Annotated in this window: 20 protein-coding genes and 4 pseudogenes; 15 read left to right on the top strand and 9 right to left on the bottom strand. The window is 56.7% G+C overall.

The annotated features are described in order from the left end of the window. Positions 1-57: 57 nt before the first annotated feature. From ACAty_RS15285 to ACAty_RS07775, 6 genes are all read right to left on the bottom strand, one after another. Complete coding sequence (locus tag ACAty_RS15285) at positions 58-993, bottom strand: NifU family protein (RefSeq protein ID WP_082179249.1); 936 nt, start codon at positions 991-993, stop codon at positions 58-60. 488 nt (positions 994-1481) lie between these two features. Next, positions 1482-2375 carry a hypothetical protein gene (locus ACAty_RS07790; protein ID WP_226830127.1) on the bottom strand — a complete coding sequence of 298 codons (894 nt, stop codon included), beginning with the start codon at positions 2373-2375 and terminating at the stop codon, positions 1482-1484. Between the two features lie 517 nt (positions 2376-2892). After that, the gene (locus ACAty_RS07785) at positions 2893-3393 is read right to left on the bottom strand and encodes a hydrogenase maturation protease (RefSeq protein ID WP_051620752.1); all 501 of its coding nucleotides are present in this window, start codon (positions 3391-3393) and stop codon (positions 2893-2895) included. A 401-nt stretch (positions 3394-3794) separates the two neighbouring features. Further along, positions 3795-4115 carry a hypothetical protein gene (locus ACAty_RS15275; RefSeq protein ID WP_082179248.1) on the bottom strand — a complete coding sequence of 107 codons (321 nt, stop codon included), beginning with the start codon at positions 4113-4115 and terminating at the stop codon, positions 3795-3797. A 108-nt stretch (positions 4116-4223) separates the two neighbouring features. Then, on the bottom strand, positions 4224-5714 hold the full coding sequence (locus ACAty_RS07780; protein WP_082179247.1) for a nickel-dependent hydrogenase large subunit: 1491 nt from the start codon (positions 5712-5714) through the stop codon (positions 4224-4226). A 22-nt stretch (positions 5715-5736) separates the two neighbouring features. Beyond that, positions 5737-6699 carry an NADH-quinone oxidoreductase subunit B family protein gene (locus tag ACAty_RS07775; protein WP_004872444.1) on the bottom strand — a complete coding sequence of 321 codons (963 nt, stop codon included), beginning with the start codon at positions 6697-6699 and terminating at the stop codon, positions 5737-5739. Between the two features lie 183 nt (positions 6700-6882). Between ACAty_RS07775 and ACAty_RS15270 the strand changes: the two genes are divergently transcribed. After that, positions 6883-8316, top strand: a complete 1434-nt coding sequence (locus ACAty_RS15270; protein ID WP_004872443.1) for a sigma-54-dependent transcriptional regulator — start codon at positions 6883-6885, stop codon at positions 8314-8316. 123 nt (positions 8317-8439) lie between these two features. On the opposite strand, the pseudogene ACAty_RS16420 reads toward ACAty_RS15270, so the two are convergent. Then, positions 8440-8751, bottom strand: a pseudogene (locus tag ACAty_RS16420) (transposase); the annotation flags it as partial. Between the two features lie 790 nt (positions 8752-9541). On the opposite strand from ACAty_RS16420, the pseudogene ACAty_RS15265 reads away from it, so the two are divergent. Next, positions 9542-9826, top strand: a pseudogene (locus tag ACAty_RS15265) (transposase domain-containing protein); the annotation flags it as partial. A gap of 2 nt (positions 9827-9828) precedes the next feature. Here the strand turns inward: ACAty_RS15265 and ACAty_RS07765 are convergent. Further along, positions 9829-10287, bottom strand: a pseudogene (locus ACAty_RS07765) (IS30 family transposase); the annotation flags it as partial. A gap of 231 nt (positions 10288-10518) precedes the next feature. Further along, the gene (locus ACAty_RS07760; protein WP_004868469.1) at positions 10519-11781 is read right to left on the bottom strand and encodes an IS256 family transposase; all 1263 of its coding nucleotides are present in this window, start codon (positions 11779-11781) and stop codon (positions 10519-10521) included. Between the two features lie 770 nt (positions 11782-12551). Between ACAty_RS07760 and ACAty_RS07755 the strand changes: the two are divergent. From ACAty_RS07755 to ACAty_RS07695, 13 genes and pseudogenes are all read left to right on the top strand, one after another. After that, positions 12552-13112, top strand: a pseudogene (locus tag ACAty_RS07755) (IS1595 family transposase); the annotation flags it as partial. A 47-nt stretch (positions 13113-13159) separates the two neighbouring features. Further along, complete coding sequence (locus ACAty_RS07750) at positions 13160-14179, top strand: IS5 family transposase (protein ID WP_153801847.1); 1020 nt, start codon at positions 13160-13162, stop codon at positions 14177-14179. A gap of 139 nt (positions 14180-14318) precedes the next feature. After that, positions 14319-15710, top strand: coding sequence for a transposase (locus ACAty_RS07745; RefSeq protein WP_004872439.1), 1392 nt, complete (start codon positions 14319-14321; stop codon positions 15708-15710). A 432-nt stretch (positions 15711-16142) separates the two neighbouring features. After that, positions 16143-16346 (top strand): hypothetical protein, encoded by a 204-nt coding sequence (locus tag ACAty_RS07740; protein WP_004872438.1) that lies wholly within the window; start codon positions 16143-16145, stop codon positions 16344-16346. Between the two features lie 107 nt (positions 16347-16453). Further along, a complete protein-coding gene (gene recJ / locus ACAty_RS07735; protein WP_082179245.1) occupies positions 16454-18184 on the top strand; it encodes a single-stranded-DNA-specific exonuclease RecJ in 1731 nt (576 codons plus the stop codon). A 13-nt stretch (positions 18185-18197) separates the two neighbouring features. After that, positions 18198-19229: a hypothetical protein gene (locus ACAty_RS07730; protein WP_004872435.1), complete on the top strand. Its 1032-nt coding sequence runs from the start codon at positions 18198-18200 to the stop codon at positions 19227-19229. A 26-nt stretch (positions 19230-19255) separates the two neighbouring features. After that, positions 19256-20332, top strand: a complete 1077-nt coding sequence (locus ACAty_RS07725) for an ATP-binding protein (protein WP_004872434.1) — start codon at positions 19256-19258, stop codon at positions 20330-20332. Positions 20333-20430: 98 nt separating this feature from the next. Next, complete coding sequence (locus ACAty_RS07720; protein WP_004872433.1) at positions 20431-21192, top strand: DUF669 domain-containing protein; 762 nt, start codon at positions 20431-20433, stop codon at positions 21190-21192. A 119-nt stretch (positions 21193-21311) separates the two neighbouring features. Beyond that, on the top strand, positions 21312-23120 hold the full coding sequence (locus ACAty_RS07715) for a UvrD-helicase domain-containing protein (protein ID WP_004872432.1): 1809 nt from the start codon (positions 21312-21314) through the stop codon (positions 23118-23120). Continuing rightward, complete coding sequence (locus ACAty_RS14860) at positions 23117-25225, top strand: DEAD/DEAH box helicase (RefSeq protein ID WP_051620751.1); 2109 nt, start codon at positions 23117-23119, stop codon at positions 25223-25225. Before ACAty_RS07715 ends, ACAty_RS14860 begins: the two co-directional genes overlap by 4 nt. A 1-nt stretch (position 25226) precedes the next feature. Continuing rightward, positions 25227-25619 carry a hypothetical protein gene (locus ACAty_RS07705; protein WP_038471861.1) on the top strand — a complete coding sequence of 131 codons (393 nt, stop codon included), beginning with the start codon at positions 25227-25229 and terminating at the stop codon, positions 25617-25619. After that, positions 25607-26152, top strand: a complete 546-nt coding sequence (locus ACAty_RS07700) for a hypothetical protein (RefSeq protein ID WP_004872430.1) — start codon at positions 25607-25609, stop codon at positions 26150-26152. The genes ACAty_RS07705 and ACAty_RS07700 overlap by 13 nt, the downstream gene beginning before the upstream one ends. A gap of 67 nt (positions 26153-26219) precedes the next feature. After that, the gene (locus ACAty_RS07695; protein ID WP_038471859.1) at positions 26220-26618 is read left to right on the top strand and encodes a hypothetical protein; all 399 of its coding nucleotides are present in this window, start codon (positions 26220-26222) and stop codon (positions 26616-26618) included. The last annotated feature ends 50 nt before the right edge of the window (positions 26619-26668 follow it).

Here is a 26668-nt window from a genome sequence, read left to right as displayed (position 1 = left end):
GACCTCCTGACCGTGCAGATATGTGTTTCTGGCGCAAGGATACGAACTGCTCCATACCTAATCCTCCTTCCGCACCTGAACCATTCCGTTCAGCACACGCACTGCGCGAACATCAAGTTGGATCTCGGGTACCGTCAAACACTCCCCGCTATCCAAGTGGAAGCGGAAGCCATGGGCCGGGCAGGTAAGCACTCCGTCGCGATTAACATCGCCACCATCTAACGGCAATCCTAGATGTCCGCAAGCATTACGGTAACAACGCACCACGTCTTGTTTATTTCTCCAGAAAATTAGGGATTCTCGACCAAATTCGCGAGAAATCGTCTGGCGGACGGGCAGATCGCTTAGCGGAAAGAGAGAAACCCAGCGATGTCGACCAGTGATCGCGAAGGGACTAATGTATTGTATGCCGGAGGAGGGTTCCGCTGTCTTGGTGATATTTTGGTTGGCTGTTTCAATATGAACAATCTCTGGACAGGCTTCTCGAATCGCCCGCTCCACACCTTCGCTGAGGGTAAGTGAAGAGGACGGGCAACCGTGACAAGAGCCCAGCAGCCGCAAGACGACGGTATCTGGAGGGCGCACTTCCACCAATTCCACGTTACCACCATGCCCTTCGAGACTTGGCCGCACACCATCCAGCGCTGATTCAATACGTTCCTGCAAGGAAGCTTTAACTAGACCAAGGCTACGCAACACGGCATAAAGATATGGATCCTGCGCTGCGCCCCGTAGCACGACCAACGTCTCAGGATTTTCACGAAGGCTACGAATTAGTCTTCGAAAGGCCTCTCGGTAGACATCCTCCCACGCGTTCAGCAACGCGTTCACAGTGCGCTTCTGGGTTTCATCCCACCCATCCAGTACCTTTTCGAGGCTACCAATCTGAGCCAGATCTACGTCAAGATCTCGGCAATCGATCATCTCACCGACCCGGGCTTGTCCGGATGGTTCAGACAGCGACGTGTTGGCATTTTGAGGCCGCGCATCCATACTAAGCGTACTTCAGTTTAGCGAACAACAACGGCTGCAGTGCCCCGGATATGACTCCTGCGATAATGCATGCCAAAGCAAACGAGCTGGTAGCCACATAGACCGCTACGGTCAGAATCGCGGCAAGGACGATATTGGCCAGCAGTAGCAACAAGACCTTCCGCGTATCCTTAAACAGTTTTCCCCTAAGGAATAATCCCGCAGAATTCCAAACCATATCCCACATTTTTGCGATCTCCGGCAATCAGATGATTTAACAGATGGCCAAAACGATAACGCCGATTACTATCCCAGGTAACACGGGCATAGTGGAGTACATGCTGCCCATCATTGCTGCTAGTTTATAATCTCCCAAGGCTTTTCCCCCAATTACCATTCCCGATACAGCGCCCGCAACCATGCCCAAAAGTGTGCCAACCATGATCCAGGCTATGGTCATTCCGGAAAAACTCAAGGGATATATAAACATAGAGACACTCTCCTTTCACTTAGTGTACACGGTCTGCGCCAAACATATACTCTCGGATCTCTTGGAGCGTTTCGGCTACCAGCCGAGCTTTAGCTACTTCACCGTGCTCTCGAAATATCGCTTCCGCCTCAGCATAGAGGTACCGGGCTCGGTCAAGATTTTTCGACTGTCCAAGTTCTGGTCGTTCAGAATCGTCGGGTAAATTACTTAACGCATTTGCTAGATTGCTTATCGTATTTGCATATTCCAGTGGACGATCGGTGGCAGTACGCACCTTGAGCGCCTCTTCATAGCACTGCACCGCTCGGAGATTATTCTCTACAGGGTGGGAGCTGCTCGCATACTGCAACGCATTGCCTAGATTATTCTGTAGCATAGCATATTCGTTAGGATGGTCTTCCAATCGAAGGACTTTGAGAGCCGCTTCGTAGGCTTGCACAGCAAGCGCCTCGCGCATTTTACCCGCCTCTTCTCCCATGGTCATCGACAGATAAGCGGTTGCTATGTTGTTCTGAATAATCGCAAATTCTCGGGGATGATTTTCCGCAGTAAATATCTTAAGTGCGCTATGATAGCGACGAACAGCATCTGCAAAATGGGCTTTACCTTCCACCGCCAAGGTCTGCAAAACCAAGCCTATATTCATCTCCAATTCAGCAAGTTCCTCCGGTGTCGCCAGATCCCGCAGCGTCACCTCTGCCGACTGGAATCGCTCCAGAGCCTGCTGCAAAAGTTCATGACCTTCTGGTATAGCCATTAACGCGCTGCCCTGGCCGGCCAGAAGGCGGCCATAAAGAAGCCGGTCATCCTTCGGACAGATCTGCAAAGCTTCATTGTAAAGATCATTTGCATAGGCCAGATCGGTAGGTTCGTGGGGCCTCCGCTGCAGACCAAGCGCAATCTCCATCAGCATCTCTGCACGCTCCCCAGCAGGAATCCGGGGATCCCGCGCTATTCGAATTGCAGAGTTGAAGTCCGTAGTTGCTCGTGTTTCCGGCATGTTGCACCCCATGAGTAACGCCCGGTCCTGAAAAACAAAGCCCTCAGTAAAAGGTTACTCGAAGAAAAGTCGCGTGTCAACTAGGGTTGCATATAGTGAAAACTATCTTTTGTCCGCCGGGCCCGGCGATCGCTTGGTTCCGGAAATCCATCGCGTTCGCCACGCGACGTGATTGGCGTTCCAAGAAAAAGACAATATCTGATCAACAGAGTCATCGAGCATGCATTCGCGGAGAAAGCCACGAAGATCTACCGCCCGGTCCCCGTCTCGGTTGCACACCTTCAACAGGAATCCTCCCACCGCCTCGTTGTGCAACGGAATACATTCAATCCACGGGTCACACCAAAGGAAAGCCACTACCTCACACCCCCCAAGGTAGTGTTGATGAGGTTGGAACGGGATTTGAAGGAACCCCCGGCGAAGCGGCAGTTCAAGTTTCACTTGGGTCAAGTCTTCCATTGCAAGTCTCTTGAGGAGCTACCAAAAAGGCTAAAACCTGCTGGACCACTATAGGAAGCGCATGACGAACCTCCTTACTGAGGTTATCACCGAAACCAAAGTCACTTCCTTCTATGAGAAATGCAGTGACGGATTTCGGAAAGTTCTCTCCGAATAGACGCGTACCTGCGTACAAGGCATGATCCCAGCGAAAGTCATGCAAGGTAAGCGTGGGTGTGTAAGACAGCGGCAGCTCGCTCCCAGGCACCTTGAATACAGCACCCGGTTCGCTCTTGCTGCGGCATGCATCAATGATGATTAGTTCATGACAGTCACGAGCCTGGAAAAGGATCTCTAGTCCGGAAGTTCCAGCATCGAAGAGCTCGACATCGTTCGGAACCTGCTCCTTACGTAGTCGCTCTATGACGTGAATCCCAATCCCGTCATCCCGCCGAAATAGATTACCGCAACCAATGACCATACGTCTTTTCATATTCGCCACAAGCGACAGGACCAGTTCGGCTCAACTGGTAGCATTAATTCTGGTAACTGACAAAATCGCCTTTGCGATAGGTAATACATACAGGTTTCACAAGCCTCTTCTATCCCTTCGTCACCGCGATATGGCTCTGCGGTAAATCCAGCTTTCACAAGTTTCCCTCTGAGATCGGATCGGGGCAGGTCCTGTAGTTCTGCCACAATTCTCTGAATCAACTCAAATTCATAGGCCCGAGGTTCAACTTCCGTCGTTAAGCCGGCGTGCAGAAGCTCTCCTATTTCCTGCCGCAATCGACTATCTTCTGCGCTATTAGGCATAGGTTCATCGCTCATTAATGTCTCCAGTTTTTAGACTTACACCAAGCATCGCGTCTCCGACAAATCTTCGATCGCGCGTCAGATCCGCCACAACCTGCACCACCAATCCGGCTCCACTGGCACATCCAACTCCGGAAGATCGCACCACCGTCGATGCACTAGATAATACATACATTCTTGGCAGCGCTGTCTATCCTCTCCTACTGGATAATTCGTAAAGCCACCTATGATTAGTTTCTTTTCAAGATCATTGCCCGCTTCATCTCGAATACGGCTCAGAATAGCAGCGAACGCCACGCTATCTTCTGGAAACGGCGCCGTTTCTGTTTTTAGTCCAGATTTCAGTAACCGAGCTATTTCCCTTCGGATTCGTTCCTCGTTTTGAAAGTTGTCTTTCATGATCGCGGTCCTTTTTTTTGCCGTTGATCGCTCTTGACCAGCTATGCGGGTCAAGAGCGTAAAGACGGAACAGGATACCGCTATGCTGTCCGGAATCGCGCTAGTTCCTTACCGGTCTTGGCGTNNGATCGGCGTACCGATCAAAGCCTCCTCTATTGGCCCGCGCTCGCCACGAGCGTCGTGCGGCCCGACATTCCACGTCGTTGGAGCGATAATCTGGTAGTTGCTGATCTTACCACCTTTGATCTCGATCCAATGGGCCAACGCTCCACGAATCGCCTCGGTCGCTCCCCATCCTTGACCATCTTGCTCTTTAGGCTTGATGTAAAAGGGCTCATCCAGCCGGAATTCCCGTAAACAATGTTCGATCCGGCGATAGATCTTGCACGCTTCGTGCATCCGCGCAAAATGCCGAAGCCATACGCTCGGTCCCATCTTCTTGTACATGTCCAGCACCAAGGGATCCGAATGTTGCCAAGACTCACCAAGGTTGCCGCCCGCGATCAACTCGCGAGATAGCGGACCAGCTTCAAGACGGCCAAGCTGTTCATGAGCTACCTCAGTACACCAGCTGTATGCACCATTAAAATCTCGATTATTCGCCTGCATCGGCCGAGTTGTGCGGTTAAATGGATGTACGGGATCTGCGCCTTCGTCGTACCATCCGTGGGTTGTGGATTCGCGAGTAACTCCTTGGTCCACTGGATAGAACTTGTCGGTCTTGGCGTCGTAGACTCCGGCCTTCATATACACAGATTGCTGCCGGGTTTCAATCGTCGGACGCTGATAGCGATCCTCGTCGGGCAAATAACCCCAAGTAATGTATTTCCCCAAACCCGCGCCAAATTTCGTCAGGCCAATGTCCTTACCGATACCATAATACATTCCCAAATCCGAATTTGCATGCTCAGGCCGCTCTTCGAGCCAAGCCATGAAGTCGTCATAGGATTTAATTGCTTCATAGCGCTCCATCGAGCATCCTAGCCACACCGGCTCCAGCCAGTTTGTCCGGAAATATTCAAGGATTGACCAGGATCGTGTGATATCCGAAAGCGTGGGCGAGCACATCACCCCACCTGGAACCATATAACTGGAGTGTGGCCACTGCCCTCCGAATAGCGCATAGATTTCTACCGGCTTACCAGAAATAGTCACTCCGATTTCATAACTTTTTCCAGTGAATGGCGCATAACGTTTTACCGCTTCCTCATAGTACTTGCTGTGCCGATAGTTTTCGTTCACGGCATCGATCATGAAAAGGCCGTAGTGGTGGCGGGGAATACTCTGCAGACTCTCGGACAGCTGCCCAATATTGCGTGCCAAGATTGCGTTACGAGGCACTTGGGTTTTCCATGCCGTATCTAGAGCCCATGCAGCGCAGGTCAGATGGGACGCACCGCAGATGCCACAAGCTCGCGGGGTGACAACTAAGCCCGCCTGTGGATCTTTATCCCGCAGAATTACCTCAAATCCACGAAAAAGTTCGGCCTGAGTGTAGGCCTCTACGACGACACCATCACGGATATCTACGCGTACATCGAGATCGCCTTCCACCCGGCCGACCGGACTGATATCTAGTGTTTCAACTGCTGTTGCCATGATTGCATTCTCCCGTCAGAGATCAAACCACGAAAATATCTTGCTCAGCCCAAGCCGGAGATGCACTCTTGGCGGCCGCGGTAAGCTTAATATAGGCGCCCTTATCAACACCAGCCGGGAGATCCTTCGGCACACCCATAACGGTTTGCGTCTTGAATACCGATCCAGGTGCGAGGTCGAAGAAAGGGAACTCCGGCTCCGTACAGCCCAGACAGGGCATACCAGCCCGCGTCTTCGAAGATTGTCGATTCCATAAAATACGATTGCAGGGCGAATGGGTCATCGGGCCTCGGCACCCCAGGTCGTAGAACAAGCATCCTTTGCGTTGCCCAAACTCTGTCGCCGATACCTTATAGGCGAAATGCATATTGCGAGTACAACCGGTCTGAGTAAAGCTCTTGAAAAACGTCTTTGGCCGTTGCAAGTCGTCTAGGGCCAATTCTCCGGCTCGACCTGTTGCCACCGCAACCAATACTTGAGTAACCCAATCAGGGTGAGCGGGGCAGCCAGGGATGTTGATGACCGGGAGACCCGCCTTGCTGCGGTAATTGGCGCCCAGAAATCCCCCATGCGCCTTCTTTAGGAACTGTAACCCCTGAGAATCACTAGGGTTAGGTGCCGTCGCCGGAATACCACCCCATGTGGCACAGTCACCAAGTGCTACAACATACTGAGCAGCCCCCGCAAGTTCCTTGACCCATTCTTTCATAGGCCGACCTGCGAAACGATTCCAAGTTCCCGTCCCGTTAGGTGCATTGACCACCGTACCCTCGAAAACAAAGATATCAAGCGGAATAGCCCCGGAGACACAATCGCGCAAAATCTTTTGCACGTTGTCGCCCAATTCCATTCCAAGCGACGGCTGCCAAAGCACATTGATACCAAAATCGGTTACCAGGTCGCAGGCGCTAGGCTCTTCGGCATTTAGGAACGACATGGTGTTTCCAGAACAGGCACCACCCTGAAGCCAGAGAAGGTTTGCCATGGGAAGTCCTCCTTATCGACGCAATCACCACCATTGGTGTGCCCAACTGGTAATGCAAGAACGATACCATATTGTAACTATCTGTTTCTTATGAGCTACATCTGCTCATCCGCCCGTCTTCTTGCCTTGCAGCAAAGAAAGTTGCTATGATGTTTGCAAACAGTCTTTACAGTCGGAACGGTGATGACTCCTATCCTCCCCCTTTCTCCCGTACTCTTGTTGGTCTTCCCCGATGACCAAGAGGCGCGGAACCTGTCGTTGCAGCTGTCAGCACACTACGAGTGTGTCGTCGCCAATGACGCGGCATCTGCTCTACAAATCATAGCGACACGACATGTCGATGCGGTTATTTGCAATGAAGAATTGCCCGACATGACGGGAAGTGAATGCCTCTTTGCCCTGCGCACAAAGCAGCCTGCAACACTTCGGTTTTTATCTGGAATGGCTGCCGACTCACGATCCATCCACGATGCGCTTTATGTCGCGGCGGTATATGAATATCTACGCAAACCGCTTATTCCGGATCTCGTCGCCATCAGCCTTAAACGTGCAGTTGAATATAACGAACTAGCAAGCTCTTATCGACGCTTAAGCCATGAGTTACTGCTAAAATCCGGGAATATTAACATCACGGATTCGGATGAGTCCAATCCGCAAGAAAAATTCAGCGATCTGTTCTACTGTAGTCGAGCAATGGCGGATGTTTGTAATCTGGCCAAACAGGCAGCAGCAACTGACCTTCCAGTGCTGATATACGGTGAGACTGGAACCGGAAAGGAGCTGCTTGCGCGTGGTATCCACTACCATAGTAGACGGCAAAGCCAAGCATTTATTGCGGAAAACTGTAGCTCCATCCCCCCGGAATTACTCCATTCTGAGCTTTTTGGCCATCGCCGTGGCGCATTCACAGGGGCTATCAGTGATCGTTTGGGACTCTTTTCTGCTGCCGATGGCGGGACGGTATTGCTCGATGAAATTGAAGGTATGACCGAACATCTACAAGCAAGTTTACTACGTTTTTTACAATCAGGAGAAATCAAGCCAGTAGGGAGCGATCGCGCTCATAAAGCGGATGTCCGCGTGATCGCGGTCACCAATGTATCGTTAGAAATCCTGGTAGATCAAGGGAAATTTAGGAAAGATCTCTACTATCGACTTAAAGGAATAGAAATAAAGATTCCACCCTTACGCGAACGACCTGCCGATATACTGATGCTAGCCGAACACTTCGCACGATCATTCGCCGCCTCTCTTGGGAAAAAATATGTAGGCTTCGAGAACGCAGCACAAGAAATGCTGCGCGATTATGCATTCCCTGGAAATGTTAGAGAATTGGAAAACGAAGTGCGCAGAGCAATTGCTCTAACTCCAAATGGTGAGCCAATTGGCCCCCAGCAACTCTCTGCCGCCATTCGTAATAACATCGAGCACAATCGGGTCATCTCAACGTCCGAATTATCGGGATCCCTAAAAGAGCAAGTGGAATCCCTGGAAAAAACGTTGGTTTCATCTGCGTTATCTCGATTCCACGGGAACCAGAGCAAAGCAGCCAACTATCTTGGTTTGTCACGGGTTGGGCTGGCAAATAAAATAAAGAGGTATAATATCCCGAGCTAGATAATTAATCAGGTTACTCGGCGTTTCATGTGGGTGTCTGAGATCCAGCTTACCAAAGATCTGATAAGCCATATTGATGTATTTCGTGTTGGTTTGGTAGCCGCAGGGTTTGGGTTAGCGGTTTCAATTCTGACGCGCACCACCGCTAGTTAACTCTATTATTTTCAAGGCAATAACTTCGGCTGGTTTTCGAAGCCCCATAGATTTTCTGGGACAATTATTCGGTTCCTCTGCCACGTTGGTCAAACGCCGCTGGGAGGATACCGATATGTCCGTATCCTTCGGGATGTGCTGACGCAGCAGGCCATTGGTGTTTTCATTCGTAGGCCGCTACTAGGGCCCATGCGGGTCGGCATAGTACTCCCGCAGGTGGGTTCGCTTCTCCAGCTCTTTGTGTCGCGCGTAAGCGATCGCCGGACGGCGTTCTTTTCCTTGGCTTGGCCTTTCGCTGTCGGACGGTAGTTCCCGTCTATCCGCTCCTGCCGTACCTCTCCCAGCCACGATTCCGCACCTCTTTCCTCGATCTGCGCAAAACTGACTCCATCGACCCCCGGCGCGCCGTGGTTTGCACGGCAGCGACGGTAGGCCTCCCGAAGGACGTCCTGACGAAAGATCTTGTCCCAGAGGCTGTAGAACCGAAAGGTCGGTTCTGCCTTGGCTTTCGCCTGTAGTGCCGTCTGTAGCGTCTGAACGGCGTTACTAGAAGTTCCTAGGCCACTGGCCAATCTTCCTGCTCTTGCCACTTGTTGCACCTCTTCCAGAACAGGGCCCCTTCGCTCCACCCGCGTTACCAGGATTCGTCGCTACTGCGGGCCCATCCGCCATCCGCTGGGCCGTTCCCGCCCCTCACGGGGCCAACGTTTCCTCATTACCAGTGGGGAACCCAGGCGGACTTCCCTTGTTGCACAGCTGCTCTTTACCCTGCGTGCTGCCACCACTACCCCGGCAGAATCCCTTAGTGCATTTCCCGCTCGCTTCCCAAGGAACCACGGCCTTCCCCGTTAGTGTGGCGGGTCGGCTTCTGCAACGATTTTTCGAGGCCTGCTCAGTGTTTACTCACGTTGCGGCCCGCAGGGTCCGCTGACCTCCTATTGAGGCTCATTCTTGGAGTGCTTCAGCCCATTTGTTACCTCCTGGACCGCCCCAAGTGCTTCCGGCTGGAGCGAGAGTTAGCCGGGTCGGATTGGCTACCGACGGAACAACCGTGCCTTAGAAAGGCACACACACCAACGCCATCGAACGACAGATTCGACCCATTGCCGTGGGAAGGAAAAATTGGCTGTTCTGTTGGACGGAATTAGGGGCCGAGCATCTCGGCATCGTCCAAAACCTCCTCAGCACCTGTCGCCTCCAGGGCATCGATCCCTACGACTACCTCGTCGACGTGCTGCAGCGCGTTGCCACACACCCCGCCAAGGATGTGGCCCAACTTACCCCGAGATGGTGGAAAGAACGCTTCGCCCCAAATCCCCTACGATCGGATTTGTATCGCATCCGCGGCCGTCACTGAAGAACGCCGCGTAGCGACCGCTTACGTCGCGCCATCTCCTTGCCCTGGTCGTATGTCAAGGTCTTGCGCAGCGCCTTTGGTAAGGTACGCAGGCGTCTGGTGAAGCCCTCCAGCACAGCCTCGGCCGTGAAGTCGTCCACCCTGGCCAGGATAACGAAACGGGTGCTACGGTCTACCAGGGTACCAATGGCACTCCCATTGTAGGCACCTTTGATGAGGTCTCCCTCCCAGTGGCCAGGAATCTCCCGAGCCTGTGCCTCTTGTGGCCGCTCACGGATGGAACGCAGGTTCCGAAGTCCAGCACGACGGTCCTTGCCCCGGCTGCGTGGACGGCGTTTCTGGTGGCCTTGTCGCAAGGATTCCACCAGCAGCTTCTTGAGTTCACTCGCCGGGTGCGCATAGATGTACCGGTAGATGATCTCGTACGAAACCCGCTGGCTGGGTTCTTCCGGGTGCTCCATCAACCCGGGAGCCAAAGACGGCGGACGTATTCAATGCATGGAACTACTACGACAGAGCGACTATGATGTTGCCATAGTGGTTGCCATGACAATCTTGGAGGTTGCTCCGATGAAAAGAGAGAAGAAGGTATCTGCATGTAATGTCATTTCTCTGCGAACAAAGGGATATCAAGAGACGAAGCCGTTTCGAGCTATGGTCAAGATTGGTGTATGAGCATTTGCTAACACGATTCAGGCGGCGTCCTGTTGAGGATCCAGCCGGGTTTCGTTGGCAGGCATCCCATCGACAAATGTCACCCCGGCAAAGAGCTCGCGCAGTCTTTCCGGATGCTGAATCCCGCGCCAGTGTCTCTCTGCCTGCTGGATGAGCTTGTAGCTCAGGCCAAGGAAAGTGGCTCGAGAGACACAGTTTTTAGTGCGGCTGCTGCGTTGCCGTACGGTGGCGAAGGTCGATTCGATGGCGTTGCTGCTGCGGATATGCCGCCAGTGCTCTGCCGGGAAGTCGAAGAAGGTCAGCAGCACGTCCCGGTCCTTCTCGAGCTTTGCGACCGCTCTGGGATATTTGGCCTGGTAGTCCCGCACGAAGGCTTGCCAGGCTTTCTCCGCAGCTTCACGGGTGTCGGCCATCCAGATCGCCTGCAGGGCGGCCTTGGCTTTCCCCTGAAGGCGCTTCGGTAGCTCGTTGAGGATGTTGGCCGTCTTGTGCACCCAACAGCGCTGATGACGGGTTTGTGGGTAAATCTCGTCCAGGGCGGCCCAGAAACCCATCGCCCCATCTCCTATGGCCAGTAGTGGCGCCTCCTGCAGCCCGCGGTCGCGCAAGTCCCGCAGGATCTCTAGCCAGGAGGCTTTGGACTCCCGTAAACCGTCGGTGACCGCCACGACCTCCTTCTTGCCCTCGGCCGTCACGCCAATAATGACCAAGAGACACATCCGGGGATCGTCCTCCGCCCGCAGCTGGGTATAGACCCCGTCGGCCCACCAATAGGCGTAGCGTTTTCCCTGTAGAGACCGGCGCTGCCATTGGGCATGCTCTTGCGCCCATTCGACTTTCAAGCGTCCCAGCACGGCCGGAGAAAGCCCCTTGGCCTCCTCGCCCAGGAGAACAGACAGCGCCTCGTGCATCCGTCCCGACGATACCCCGTGCAGGTACAACCAGGGGAGCGCTGCGGCCACGGTCCGCGACTTGCGCACGTAGGGCGGTACCAGGGAAGAACGGAAGACCACGCCCGAACCGGAGCGGTCTCGCACCTTGGGGACCTGTACAGGCACGGGGCCGACCGCTGTCAGGATCTCCCGCTCCGGCAGATATCCATTCCGCACGACGGCCCGGCGACCATCGACCATGCGTACCGCGGCATACTCCTCCAGCAGCACCTGCACCTCGCCCTCGATGGCCTGTTGGATCAGCTGGCGCGCGGACCGCCGCAATAAGCCCTCGATGTTCAGGCCCAACTCTCCCATTCCTCCGTCGAAACCAGTACTCTCTTGCATGGCGCACTCCTCATTCGTTGCGAATCGGATCCAGAAACCCTTTTCTAGCAACAGTGCGCCACCCTCCTCAAGCTAGTTGTAGACCTCCCGTACACCAGATTCGAGCATAGCTCAGCCGTTTCGGGAGTTGGGCTACTCACCCATGGCCCGCCACCTGGCCGCAGGTTCCCGTGTCGGGGTGGGTTTTCACGGACATTGGTGCAGCTATTGTCAAGGCATTTGGTTCGGCTATCTACTTGAAGCAGAATGTCCGGTATGCGGAAGGAGAAGCGGCTGATAGCGTTGCCCAACACTCCCGTCCTGAATCAGGGGAAGCACCTAGGTCTGCGTCTGAATGGGCCTCCAAAAGTTGGACTAGAGGTTGAGAGGGCACCGAAAATTATTGAGAAATCCCTTTTGATCGGGAAATTCGAGCAAAAAATCTCGAGAAACAGGCGCAGGCGCAGCTATTTTTGCTCTCTTCCCAGCTTTTCGTAGCCCCTCGAGGGATTTTGAGACCACGAATAGGGCAGTCCGATAGCAGAGTCCAGCAACGCCCACTTACAGCCTCCTGCGGCTATTCCTCAGTCGGAGGATACCCCGCAACCTCATGAATGGCAAAGCTACCTCAGGATCAGGCTCCGCCTGCGGACGCTGCTTAAAAATCATCCTGCTTGGAGAACCGTGGATCTAGAAACCGGTCACCCGTAGTCATTTTTATACATGCCTCTGAACGATTCTCAGCAAACAAGCTCCAACTATTTGTTAGACATAGATAAAGGATATCTGAGATGAAAGCTGAAGCGACGAACCTTTTGCAATGGCAAGCGCGGTTTGGCACGGAAAAAGCCTGCTTGGAGGCGCTGAAACAAAAGCGCTGGCCCGAGGGGTTTCAATGTCCCAAGTGCGGCCATGACCGCGGGTACTGGATTGCCGAACGAAAACTCTTTCAGTGCGGGCACTGTCGCCATCAGACGTCGGTGACGGCCGGCACAATTTTTCATTCGTCCAATGTGCCCCTGGTGCAATGGTTCCTGGCCATCTATTTGATGGCGAGCGACAAGGGCGGACTGTCGGCCCTGCGGCTGTCGAAGCAAATTGGGGTCTCCTGGATCACGGCTCACCGGATGTTGCGCCGCATGCGTCGCGCCATGGGCGATCGCGACAGTCTGTATCGCTTGGAAGGGCTGGTGGAGTTGGACGATGCCTTTGTCGGTGGACGCCGGTCTGGCGGGAAGAGCGGTCGAGGGGCCGAAGGCAAGACACCGATCCTGGTTGCCGTGGAAAACCGGGGCAAGAAGGCGGGCTTTATTACCATAGGGCGCCTCGAAAAACCCCATCGCGCCTGTGTTTTTGATAGAATATCGGGCAGTCAGATGGCATTGGGGTAGACGGGATGATTGCGCGACGGGCGGCGGTGAACAACGATCTTCTGGCAGACGAGATCCATGTCCAAAAGGCGAATGCCATCGGTGACCCCTTGCAGAAGATCGAGGCGGTGGTCGACTTCTCTGCTTTGGCACAGGCGGTAGAAAAGATCGCTCCCCGTCCGGAGCAGCCCAAAGGTGGGCGTCCTCCCTATCCTACCGAGGTGATGGTTCGGGTCTTGGTGGTCAAGCGCCTGCATGGCCTCTCTGACGAGCAGACGGAGTTTCAGCTCTTGGATCGGCGCAGTTTCCGGCGTTTCTGTGGCCTGGAGCACTCCCGCAACATCCCCGATCGCACGACCATCTGGAGCTTTGAAAACCGGATCGGGGTAGATGGGGTTACGGCTCTATTCAACGATCTGGACCGACAGATTCGTGCCCATGGGCTGGAGGCTCGTGCGGGACAGATCGTGGATGCCACTCTGGTACCGGCACCCAAGCAGCATTTCACGAAAGAGGAGAAGACGCTGCTAGAACAAGACGCGGTCCCTGCGGACTGGAAGCCCACCAAGCGGCGGCAGAAGGACGTAGATGCCAGCTGGACCAAAAAGCACGGCAAATCGCACCACGGCTACAAATTCACCGTGAGCGTGGATCGCAAGCACAAGTTCGTTCGGACCTGGATTGCCGATACCGCCAAGGTCCATGATTCCCAGCACTTGGAAGCAGCGCTCGACGAGTGGAATACCAGTGCCGAGATCTATGCCGACAAAGGGTATGTTGGGGCCGAACGAGAGGAACGCCTTCGGGAGCAAGGCTATCGCCCGCAGATCCAGCGCAAGGCAAAGCCCGGCAAGCCTCTCTCGGCCTGTCAGGAGCGGCGGAACCAGCGCATTGCCAAGGTGCGGGCGCGGGTGGAACATGTCTTTGCTGCCATCACCCAGTGGGGCGGGAAGAAAATCCGCACCATCGGTCAGGCCCGCGCCACCTTCGCCATGGGCATGATGGTCATTGTCTACAACATGCGTCGTTTGGCCTTTTTGGGGGCGTAGTCTGTCCGAGCGGCAGGAAATAGGGCTAAAAAGCCCACAATAGAGGGAAATATCAGCTCAAAACCGACGGATTTGAGCCAGAGAGAGCTTCGCCGTGCCAGTCGGTTGTGTTTTTGGGGGTTAATCGAGCTTCCCTAAGGTGTTGGAAGCCGCGCTGCATGCCTGGCAAAAGTCCATGCAGCGCGGGCGTCCGCCCCGTTTTGCGGTGGGTGCCGAGAAGTCGCAGGACACGTTGACCATTCAATTTAGTAATGCTGGCGGTTGTGCGGTCGAGGATATTTTCACCGGAAAGCGCAAAGATTTTTCCATCCAGTATCCCAAGAAAGGGTTCCGGAAACGGTCGTACACGCCTTTTGTGTTTCGACTGGGGGCGGCGACGGATGGAATTTACGCGCAAGGGACGGTACAGGTGGATCGGGAGCCGCCCCAGGGGGCCCGTGTCGCCCTGGTGCGTCTGGTGCGCAAGGTGATGGGGCCAAAATATCGGTACAGTCTCCAACTGTTGCTCAGTTTGCCAGAGCCCGTGCGAGTAGAACATTTTGCGCGACGCAAGCCGCTGTTGGCTATCCACATCGGCTGGAATTTTGATGAAGCTGGACGGCGTCTGGCCGGACTGTCGGACAACGGGGACGCGCTGGATGCCAGCATTCTGTCGTTGCCCGTTTCCATCGAGCAGGATTTGCGGAGATCCACGGAGATCCAGGCAATCCGAGACGCGAATCGGGATGCGATCGTACAACGACTGAAAGCGGACCTGGTATTGCCGGACGATCTGCCAGAGGAAGATGCGTTGCGGGTGCTGTGGGAGAAGTTACGCCGGTTGCCAGCGCAACATATCTCGGCCAATCGATTGCATTATCTGGCGGGTTTACTGGCCCTGCGGGATGCGATGCCGGAATGGTTCGAGCTTTGGCGCAAGGCCGACAAGCGGCGTTGGCAGAAGCAGGTACACTTGGCGAAGTCGGCACGGAACCGGCGAGGGACGTTTTACCGTCAAACGGCGCTGGATCTGGCGCGGCGCTATGAGGCTATGGTGCTGGAGATGCCGGACCTGAAAAAGGCGGCGGAAAAGCTGAATGAATTGACCGGCGAAAAGACGGATCTGGCGAAGAAGGCGCGAGCGGGGCGGGTGATTGCCGCGTTGTACTCGTTGGAATCGGCGCTGCATTGGGCGGCTTGCAAGTGTGGGACGGCAGTTTTGCATTTGTCGGGAGAGGAAACGGTCAAATCCTGTGCGCTGTGTCGCGGCGTGTCGATGGTTACTGACCCAGAAGATGGCCAGATGCTGTATTGCGAAGACTGCGGCAGCACGGTAGATCGCAAGAAGAACGGTGCGGCCAATGCCTGGAAGCTGGCAAAGGAAAATCTGGAGCCTTTGGTGACGGAGTATTGGGAAACCGTGCTGACCAAAACGCAGGAAGCGGCGCAGCGTAAGGTGGAAAAGGCGCAGAAGATGGCGGCGGGTCGGAAAGCGCGTGCAGCCGCGCGAAAGGGAGTCGACGGCGCAGAGTCGGCAGATTCGCGCGTGTGAGGAATCAAGAGGTTAGACGATTTTATGCGGGGTATGGGCGAGCCCGTTGGTGTTGTGGATGCCGGTTCGCGGAAAGTGGCAGGAAAAGAGTTGCAAAGCCACAGGATGTGGAGGTAGAGTAGCAATAGCCATTGCAGGGGCTTGGTACTTGCAAGCGCGTCCACATTGCTGCGACCTCGCAAGAAGCGCGGGTGGCACTAGCCATTGCAGGGGCTTGGTACTTGCAAGTGCTCTGTTTCGCTCATGCTATTACAGTACACTGCTGAGGCCATTGCAGGGGCTTCGTACTTGCAAGATTGGCTCGTCGTCAATCCGGGCGCAGAGACCCTATGGCCGTTGCAGGGGCTTCGTCCATACAAAGCAAGAAAGTTTTGACACGCCAGAGTGGAATTGACGATACTTACAGATAAGTGAGTATGCTTCCGGATATTCATGCCCAGCTCCACCCCAGAAAAAAACCGTGAACACGTCAACACGCATCGCGCCCGGATGCGCGAGGCGGGATACGTGCTGCTGAGCAACGTCTGGATCCCCCAGGCACTGCACAAGGCCATTGCCCGACGGGCTAAGCAGGAGAACAAACCGATCTGGGTGATCGTAGCCGAAGCCCTGGCCAAAGCATTTTCTGAAACATAGAAAAAGGCGCTCTGGCTTGACAGTCCGGGTTTGCATTTACACACTTACAGGTAAGTATGTTTGGTGTTTGTTTTGGATACGGCACCAAGGGGATAACAGGAGGTTCCATGTATCCACCGCTGATTCGGCGATTGTTGCAGGACCGGGGGGCGGACCCCGACGACGCGCTCGATCTGTCCACCATCTCGCCCCCGTTGGGGCCGCAAGGATTCCTGGGCATGAAGGAGGCGGTGGCGTGGATCGCGTACGCCGTGCGTCATCAATGGCCCACGGTCATCGTGGGGGACTACGATGTGGATGGGGCCTGTGCGTCGGCCATCCTGCGGGGGAGTCTGAGCGGGCTCCTGCCCGTGACGAGTATCGTGCCCAACCGTTTTACCGAGGGCTACGGCCTGACGCCGGCCATCGTGGACCGGATTGCTCCCGAAACCAAGCTCGTCATCACCGTGGACAATGGCGTTTCCGCGCACGCCGGTGTCGCTGCGGCCAAGCAACGGGGCATGACCGTCCTGGTCACGGACCATCATTTGCCGGGGCCCTTGCGTCCGCCGGCGGATGTCATCGTCAATCCCAACCAGCCGGGCTGTCCTTTTCCGTGGAAATCCACGTGCGGGACGGCGGTGGCGTGGTATCTGGTCCTGGCCCTGCATCAGACGCATCCGCACTGGATCGGCCGGGAACAGGTGGAATCGCAGATCGACCTCGTGGCGCTCGCGACCGTGGCCGATCTCGTGAAGCTGGAACGGAATAATCGGGTGCTGGTGGCCAACGGTCTGCGGCGCATTCGCGAGGGGAAAATCAACCCCGGATTGTCGGGCATCGCGACCATGGCCCAGATCGAGCTGTCCACCATCCGCGAGCAGGATTTCGCCTTCAAGATCGGTCCACGCCTCAATGCGGCGGGACGCCTGGCGGACATGCAGACGGGAATCCATCTGCTGTTGAGCCGCGATGCCGAGCAGGTGGAACGGTGGTCCCGTTTCCTCGAAACCGTCAACGCCCAGCGCAAGGAAGTCCAGGCGCAGATCGAACAGGAAGCGGTGGAGATCGTCAATGGTATGAGCGACTCGGGCGATCCGGTCCTCTGCGTCGGCAGCGACCATTGGCACAGCGGTGTGGTGGGGATCGTGGCCGGCAAGCTCAAGGAACGTTTCGAGCGCCCGGCCTTCGTCCTGACCGCGACGGGCGAGGGGGATCTGGCGCAGGGCTCCGGTCGATCCCTCGATGGCTGGCACTTGCGCGATGCCCTGGCCCGGCTGGATACGGAGCATCCCGGAATCCTGCAACGCTATGGGGGTCACGCCATGGCCGCAGGGCTGTCCATACCCAAGTCCCGCTTTGACGCCTTTCGGGCGGGGATCAATGGCGTGTTGCTGGAGCAGGTACCCACGGGCGCGCTGCACCGTCAGGTGCATTGCGATGGCCCGTTGTCGGCGGCGGAATGCACCCTGGAGATGGCACGCGCCATCGAAGCGGCGGGTCCCTGGGGTCAGGGGTTCCCCGAGCCGCTGTTCGAAAACACTTTTGTCGTGGAATCGGCCAGGACGATGAAAGGGGGGCACTGGAAGTTGCACTTGCGTTTGGAGGATTCCTCATCGGTTCCAACGAATCTGGTCGAGGCCGTACATTTTCTGGACGGCAAGGAAGTGGCGCCGGAGCCGCCGCCGTCGGGCTTGCGTATCCGTGCGCAGTACCGATTGCAGGTCAACCGCTGGCAGGGTCGCGAGGCGTTGCAGCTGCAAATACACAGCGCGTACCCGGCACCCGCACCGGTCGTTGCCCTGACGTCCGAATCGTCCCTAACACCGCGATGCGATGGGGCATCGCCCGGCGCGTAAGGAGGCCGCCGCAATGCATTCAAGTGACGAGATCAAGGCGCTGGTGGTGGAGCACATGCGTTCTTCCGCGATCCTGTCCCGGGCCATTTACGAGATCTCCCGGGCGGGCGGGGCCAAGCGTCCGTTGCCCATCGGGTTTCGGCTGTACGCGGCGTTGGTGCCCCTGGCCGATCGGTATCCCCGGGTGCAGGACGGTCTGTTGCGATTCCTGCTGCGCGAAACGTCGTTTTCCAGCGGGGTGCAGGCCAGTCTCGAAAATATCGGGGAAAGGGAATCGCGTCGTGCGGTACTGCTCTGGTCCCAGGACCGAGAACGTTTGAAAAAGACCCTGGAATCCCTGGCCTTTTTTCTGGATGGCTTGGGGTTTACGCCACCGCAGGAAGCGGAATACACGAAAACCGTCAGTCAGGCCATCCTGGGAGCCAGCATACACGGTGCGCACCTGGGTTTGGGGGGAACCGCCTATGCGTACTCGGTACGCGATCCCGGCAAAGCGTGGGATCGTCGGTTGTCGGAAACCGTTGCCGCCTGGGGACAGGTGGTAAAGCGGTCTGGCGTGGCGGGTAATCCGATTGGGCTGCCGCAAGAGCTGCGCGAGGCGACCGATCTGGCCATCGCCATGCTCGCCGAAAACCGGATCGATGCGCACACAAAAACGTATCTGCAAGATGCCGTTGCCGCCATCGACGCGCTGGAAGCCACGGCCCGCGACCTGATTTTGCACTATGCGTCCGAGCCGATTATCGCCTCCAGAAAAACCGATTGTGAGCGAATCGGTGCCTATATTTCCAACAGTATCGGTCAACCGGTAAACGCCCAGCTTCTGAAAAATGTGTGGCAGGTAGCGGGGAATATGGGGGACCATTGGGCAGAGGGGTCGATTGAGCGGGGTGTGTCCCGAGCAATCCAGGCGTGCCTGATCGTTCACGGTATTCTGCAGGATGCGAAAACCACCCTGCTGAAAAGTCTCCAGTTACCGCCCGCGCCCGCACGGAATTCATCTTTTCGGACTGCGCCGCAGAGTGCGGGACCGTCTGGCCCCTGATTTTTCGACAGACAAGGAGTTTGTAAATGGCACTAAAAATTCAGCAAGGCGGTCAGTTCGAGCCGATTCGCATGATGCTGTACGGCCAAAACGGTATCGGCAAGACCACGTTTGGCGCGGGGATGCCAAAGCCATTTATCCTGGCGGTGGAAGACGGTATCGGTGTCATGCCCGTAACCTACCATCGCGCCAGTCACGAGGCCTATTCGGAAATTGTCTCCGATCTTCTGGAGGTCGGTGCTTATTTTCAGCGGGGCGAGTTTCAAAGCCTGATCATCGATTCGGTGGATGCCTTACAAAGCAAGATCATCGAACAGGTGTTGCGGGAGCATAACAAGAAATCGCTCAACGATTTTTCTTATGGAAAAGGGTACGACCTGTTCAAGCAGAAGTTTGAGGAATTTCGCAACCTCATGGAGCGGTTTCGTTATGAGTTGAACGCCAATGTCTTGCTGATAGCGCAGACCGAGGCCAGGACGATCCCGGACCCGATCAATGGGATGCGGGACATTTTCACGATGCGGCTGGACAAGCGGGCGGCTGGAGTTTTACGGGATTGGGCGGATTTCGTCGGTTTTGCGCAGCTGAAGGCCTTCCCGATCATGGACAAAGACGGAAAGCTGCTGAAGATGCAGACGGACGGTACGCGCATTTTGAGTACCGCGCCCAGCGCCTCGTTCGACGCCAAGAACCGTTTTGATCTTCCGCCGGAGCTGCCTTTATCGTGGGTGGCGGTGGAAAACGCCATCAAAGAGGCTTTCAAGCGGCCTTTCGATCCAGCCCGGTTTGCGCAGCCGCAAAACGCCTGGAGCACACCACCAGCACCTGTTCCGCCAGCTCCCGCGCCCGCGTCGGCGGGATGGGGCGCGTCACCTGCGGTACCACCGGCTGCGCCGGGCTATACGGCCGCGCCGAGCAATACGGCTGCCCCGGTGCAACCGGCTGCACCGAGCAATACGGCTGCGCCGGGACAGCCGACTCCATCAGTGCAGTCATCGGGATGGCCGGCAGTGGGGAGTACAGGACCCAGGCCGCAGCAACCAGCACAGCCTGCTTCCTGGCCTTCTGCACGACCGAATGGCAGCGGTGGACCCACGATGTAGCCGTCCAAAACGGATACGGCACCAAGGGGGTGTACGGGAAGAAATAGGCACCCCCTGTCTCTAGTACATTTTTCCTCAACTGAAAAGGAGTAACGATCATGCCGTATGGAGCACCTGTAAGTACCCTCGGTATCAACAAGTCGTCTACCGGTGTCGGTGAGCGTATTGAACCGGGCATCTATGAAGTGATCATCAAGGACATCGAGCGCATCGCACTGAAAAACGGTACGGCGGGTTATGGGGCCAAGTTCCACTTCGAGATCCTGAACGAAGGACCAATGAAGGGCCGCGAGGTTGGGGAGCTGCTGAATGTCGAGGCCGTCTCGGAGAAGAACCGGACGATTTCTCTGGAACGGCTGGCGGGTCTGGCGATTGCGACCGGCGTTCCGGAACACGCGGTCCTGAATCAGCAGACGGTCCCCATCGACAACTTGATGGGCCGTACCCTGAGTGTGGTGCTGGGTCCGCAACGGGACGATCCGCGCTATGTCGATGTGAAAGCCTATATGCCGGTGGGCGCATCGCAGAATCCAGAGAACTGGGAGAAAATGAAGTACTTGTTCCAGGAACCCGCACCCAGCCAGCAGCAAGCTCCGGCAACGCAAGGTGCCTGGGGAAATGCCCCGGCACAGCAAGCCCCCGCGCAACAGCAGCCAGTGGCTGGCGGTTGGGGTGGCCAGCAGCCCGCGCAGGCTCCGGCCCAACAGCAGCCCGCCGCAGGTGGTTGGGGAAATGCACCAGCGCAGCAAGCCCCGGCGCAGCCTTACGCGGCGCAGCAGCAGCCGGCCGCCGGTGCGCCGAACGGCCCCCAGGCTGCCGCGCCACAGCGTCAGAGCACCTGGGGCGCTGGTCCGTCCTGATAGCAAAAACCGGGGGGGGTCGCAACGATCCCCCGATATACCATCCCGCAGTCTTTTCCTTGGAATACCCCTTTTTACTATGGGGTAATCCAAGAAACGGATAATTGCCAGGAGAACCCATGCAGCCGAATCCAGAACAAATGGCCATCTTACAGGCGATTTATGAGGGGCATCGGCACATTGCGGTAAACGCGCTGGCCGGAACGGGTAAATCCACCACCGTCCGTTTTTCCGTCGATGGGGGTCCCTTGCAGGGGAAAGCGGTGCAGTATGTCGTGTTCAACCGCAAGAACGCCGAAGAAGCCAAGCAAAAACTGCCGGGATTCGTCAAGGTCGATACCGCGCACGGTCTGGCCTGGAATGGGCAGCATCCCGAGGGTGGCCTTATTCGCGCCGCCTATGGCAATCGTATGCATGGCAGTCTCTACGGCCATTTGAAGAATCTTCGCGACCGAGATTTTCTGGATTATGTGGACTCCCTGAAAGACGTGTCCATCACCAAGGCGCAAGCCATCTTTTTGGTGCAGGATATTCTTCGCAATTTCTGCCAATCCCCGGACGAGACCATCACCAAAAGTCATATCGGTTCCGACCTGGCAGAGAAAATATCCCTGCGCATGATTCGCCGGGGAACGGAACGGTTCTTTGATACCGCGATGGACGCCGCGGTACGGATGTCCAACGCCCTGTTTGGCATGATGTACGATAAGAACGGCACGATGCAGGTCACGCACGATGCGTATCTGAAAATCTGGTCGTTGGGAAACCCCCGGATTCCTGCCGATCATATTCTGTTTGATGAAGCGCAGGATGCGTCGTTGCCGATGATGGAAGGCATTTTGAAGCAGGATGCGCAGCTGGTGTTCATTGGCGATACGCACCAGAGCATCTATGGATGGCGGGGTGCGGTGGATGCCATGCAGGAGCTCAAAAGGCGCTATCCCGACACGGTGGTGCTGCCTTTGCAGTCGTCCTACCGTTTTGGTCAGGCGGTTGCCGACGCCGGAAACGTGTTTTTGACCGCGCTGTATGAAAGAGAAAAAACACCACACGAGTTTCGGGCCTTTCTGAAGGGATTGGGAAACTACGATTCGCGGGTGGAGTTGGGAGACCGGATTGCCGAAAACCGTTCGCCAACGGCCTACCTGTTTCGGAGTAATGCGCCGCTCGTTGGCGCGGCCATTGCTGGCCTGGATCGCGGAAAGAAAGTGTACATGGCCGGCGATCAGGCCAAAGAGATCGTCGATTTTCTCGAAGCGGCTTGCAAGTTTTATCGCGGAGAATTTACCACACACCCGGAACTCAAGTTTTTTGATAGCTTCGATGAACTCAAAAAATATACGGAAACCAGAGAGGGTCAAAATCTCAAATTCCTGACAAGCATGGTGGAAAACGCGCATGGGGACTTGCGCCGCGAGATTGAGCTGTTGCAGCGATCCGCGTTTTGCCAGGATGCGGATTACGTGTTGTCCACCATGCACCGCAGCAAGGGGCTGGAGTTTGCCCATGTGATGCTGGATGCGGGCGTGCAGAAGCCGTTTGAACTGGACGACGATGGTAATAAACCCAAATTTGGGGACATTGTGCCGGAAGTGTGGCGTCTGCTCTATGTGGCCTGTACGCGGCCGCACGAAACCTTGTACCTGAACGGACTGACCAACGTCCTGTTGGCGAATGTGCAGGAGCTGCCCGATGCGGTCGTGGCCGCCATCCACAATCTGGATCGGTATGCCGTCGATGCCCAGCCCCGAGCGGCCTGGGAGAGTCTGGAATTCCCCCCGGTGCCGGCTCCGCAATGGCGGACGATCCCGGTGGCTGAGGCGAATCTGCGCTATCGGTTGAAGCCTTTGGCTGAGCCTTCGGCCCAGCAACGGGATCTCGCGCTTTCCGCATCCACGCCGGTCCGGGAAAACCTGGGTCCGGCATGAGCGTCGTGCTGCGTCCTTACCAGGAGCAAGCGGTTTCCGCTTTGCTGGCGGATGCGCGCACGGGGATCTGCCCGGTGGGGGTGATCCCGACGGGAGGCGGCAAGACCGTGGTGATGCGGGAGCTGTCGAGCCGATGGTTACGGCAGTCCCCCCAGGATTACCTTCTGCTGCTGGCACATCGCACCCGATTACTGACGCAAGCGCAGGAACGCTTTGCCGGGGTTCCTGTTCAGGTCGTCAGTGCCGGGCTCGGATTGTTCGAGCGCCCACAGCCCGGTACGGTGACGGTGGCCAGCATCCAGACCCTGGCCGGAATGCCGGAGATCCGGGACGTGCCGTGGTCGCTGGTGTTGGTCGATGAGGCACATCGGGTCGGGATGGATAATGAAGAATCCGGGCAATACCGGACCTTCCTCGATGCCCTGGCCGCGCGGAGCGATCCGCCCATCGTCGGCATGACGGCGACGCCCTGGCGCATCGAAAAAGGCAACCGCCACGTACCCATTTTTGGGGAAGGAAGCATCTTTCAAAAGGCGTCCTGCTGGATTCATCCCGACGAGCTCATCGCCCAGGGGTTTTTGTTATCGCCGACGCTGGCGACCGTCCGTCATCCCCTGCCGGCCACGGGGGTGCAGCTACCGCATGGGGAAATAGCCACAGCCAACGTAACGGACTACAAAAAAACCGATTTTGCTTTGCGTATCGACGAAATGGTCCGCCTCACGCAAGACCGTCACCGGGTGCTGGTTTTCGCCGAAAGCCTTTCGGAAAGTGCAGCCATTGCCAAGGCACTGGAACTTTTGGGGGAATCCGCGTGTGTCTTGCATGGAGAGCATCCAGAGTCGGTACGGAACCGGGAAATCGAGAAGTTTCGCGCAGGGGATTTCAAGTATCTCGTCAATGTCGATGTGTTCACCGAAGGGCTGGACGTGCCGGAAATCGATGCGGTGGTGCTGCATCGGCGTACCCAGTCGGTGGTGCGTTATCTGCAGATGGCGGGACGGGGATTGCGTCCGGGTGGTCGTGGAGCCGATTGCCTCATCGTCGATTTTGGGCAACACGTCGAGCGGTTGGGGCCCATTGAGGCGGCGCGGGGCCGCAATGCGCTGCCCAAGTCTTGGCGTAGTCGGCGTTTGCGCCGTTCGCTGGCGGAAGCGGCGCACACGGCGGATTGGATCGGCGAACCCGATGCGGTACCCGATTTCACCGAAGCCGAAGCCGGGTTTTGTGTGCGTGTCCAAAGGATGCAGGTGATTCCGCTGCCGGTACGGGGGAATCGGGCCTTTTATCTGCTGAAATTCTGGGTGGACGATCCGGGCGGTGGCCCCAAGCCCCTGTCGGTCGAGCAAAAGCTCCATTTGTGGGATTCCGCCCTGCAACAGCTGTTGCGCCGGTTTTCGGCGTTATCCGGGGTGAAGGTTCCGGGATACGGCACCGTGAATAAAGGGGAAGCCTGGGCGGAAGCGGTGCAGCGTATGACCCGGGCGACCACGGGGTTTTTGGCGTACCAGCCGTATGCGGTACGGATGCGTTGGTCGGGTCGCTCCGGCAAGTGGATGGTGGATGGCTGGCAATGGTCTGGGAGGGCGAAGATGGACATTTCGCTGGATGAGGAACGGTTGCTGTCGGCCTGGGTACAGCGGACCGGGAGCAGTCCCGATCCCCTGGACCGGGCGGTGTACCAGTTGCTGTATCGCCTGGCGCACGAAGGGGTGCTGGATGTGCGGCTGGATGCGCCGGGCAATCCGGAACGACCGCCTTCGGTGCCGCAATCCCCGACGCCACCGCCAGCAACGACCGTCCCGAAGCCTGCGGAAGCCAACCCGCCGTTGTCCGCAGCGTCGGACCCGTGGGGGCGTCCGCCATCCGCGCCACCGAGCTTTCCGCCGATCCCCGCTTTTGCGCAGGAGATCGTCCGCAACGCAGGTTCTGCCGAGCCGGTGTCCGAGGGCGGCTGGCCGGAACCTTCCGTAACGGATTTTCGCGATACCGGGAAGCCGCCTTCGGGATTGGCGGAGACGGCCTGGGGCCAGCCCAACCGGTTGCCCCCGGAAGAGGATGCGCAGCCGTCCCGCCCGGCGCTGCCCAGCCAGGGATTTGGGTGACATGGAACTGGCGATACTCGTAGGGTTTCCCGGTCCTTCCCTCGCGGGATTTCTGGAAATCTACGCAAAAAACTGGATACGGCACCACCCAGAGGGGACGCCCATACTGTTGAGCAGCGATGCGGCATGGGCGCGGAAAGTGGGGAATGTGCAGGTGGTTCAGCCGGAAACGAGTACCTGGAAACAGCTTTCCGGAAAGTGCCTGTTGGTGGTGGGTAGAGAGGCGAGAGCCAGGTTGACGCCGGTCGAGATCGGAAATTGCGGGGATTGGCTGTTGCTGGGTGAGGATACGGAAGAACTTATAGCATGGTGGCCAGCTCTCGCTCCGCATTTGCCTGCCCTGAAAATGGGTTTTTGCAAATTTGAAATAAAGGAACCGTCATGCCGCTACTGAATACGCCGCTGTCGCCCATTTCGATGATCGAGCACGCCAGTCGAATCATCACGCCGCTGATGGGGCTGGTTTTCCTGGCCTCCATCAGCATAGGCCTGTGGATGGTGGTGATGGGTGGGTGGCGGATTTTCCGGTTTGGGCAGTTGTCGGTGGAAGATCCCAAGCTGGATTTCAAGAGTGTGGTGTTTTCCTTTCTGATCGGTGCGGCGCTGGTGGGTATGGCCTGGCTGATGGGGTCGAGTCTCCTGACCCTTACGGGATCGCCCAAGCCCAGTCCGCTGGCGTACACGGGTCCGGGTGGACAGGATGTGGCCACCGCCATTGTGGACATCCTGCACTTTCTGCAGCTCCTGGGGGTGATCTGGTTTGCCCATGGGCTGCGCATGATGTACCGGCTGGGCACGAATAATCCGCGTCAGGGCGAGTTTCACGGCAAGGCGTGGACCCACCTCTTGGGGGGATTGGGTCTGATCGATGTGGCTGGGGTGGCCATGGCTTTGGCCCACCTTGCCGGGACGCAGCTACCGTTCTGAAAAACCGGAGAAAACGGATACGGCACCAAGCCCAGGGGGAATCCCGAATGTCCGAATGGAGGTTGTTATGGTGAAGCAGAGTTGGAGGTGGGTAAAGCGCGTGGGGTATGCTGTCGCGGTGACGCTGATGGGGACCTCGCCGGCCTGGGCAAATACGGGCTTGATTCAAGATGTCAAGAACGTAACCGAGTTTTTCAGCTACACGCCGGGTCTCATCACCTATGGTGGTTTCGGTTTGGGAACAGTGGCCATCGTGTACACGGGGTACATGCTCCACAAGAAGGGAGAATACGAGCAGCAGGGACGGCCAGTCACGGTGAAGCATATCGCCTTCCCCGCACTGGCCTCGGCGGCACTGTTCGGAGCCCCGTTTTTAACGGGTTCGGTTCAAAAAACCTTCTTCAACGATACCCAGGGTGCCAAGGCTACTGTTGGCACGACCAGTCAGTCGGTGAACATTCCCTGAGCCCGCGATGACGCTTTGACCCCGGTTCTGCCGGGGTCATTTACCAAAGA

Source organism: Acidithiobacillus caldus ATCC 51756, assembly GCF_000175575.2.
Lineage (GTDB): Bacteria > Pseudomonadota > Gammaproteobacteria > Acidithiobacillales > Acidithiobacillaceae > Acidithiobacillus_A > Acidithiobacillus_A caldus.
The sequence above is the reverse complement of the archived record's forward strand: the minus strand, read 5'-3'. Positions and strand labels throughout refer to the sequence as shown.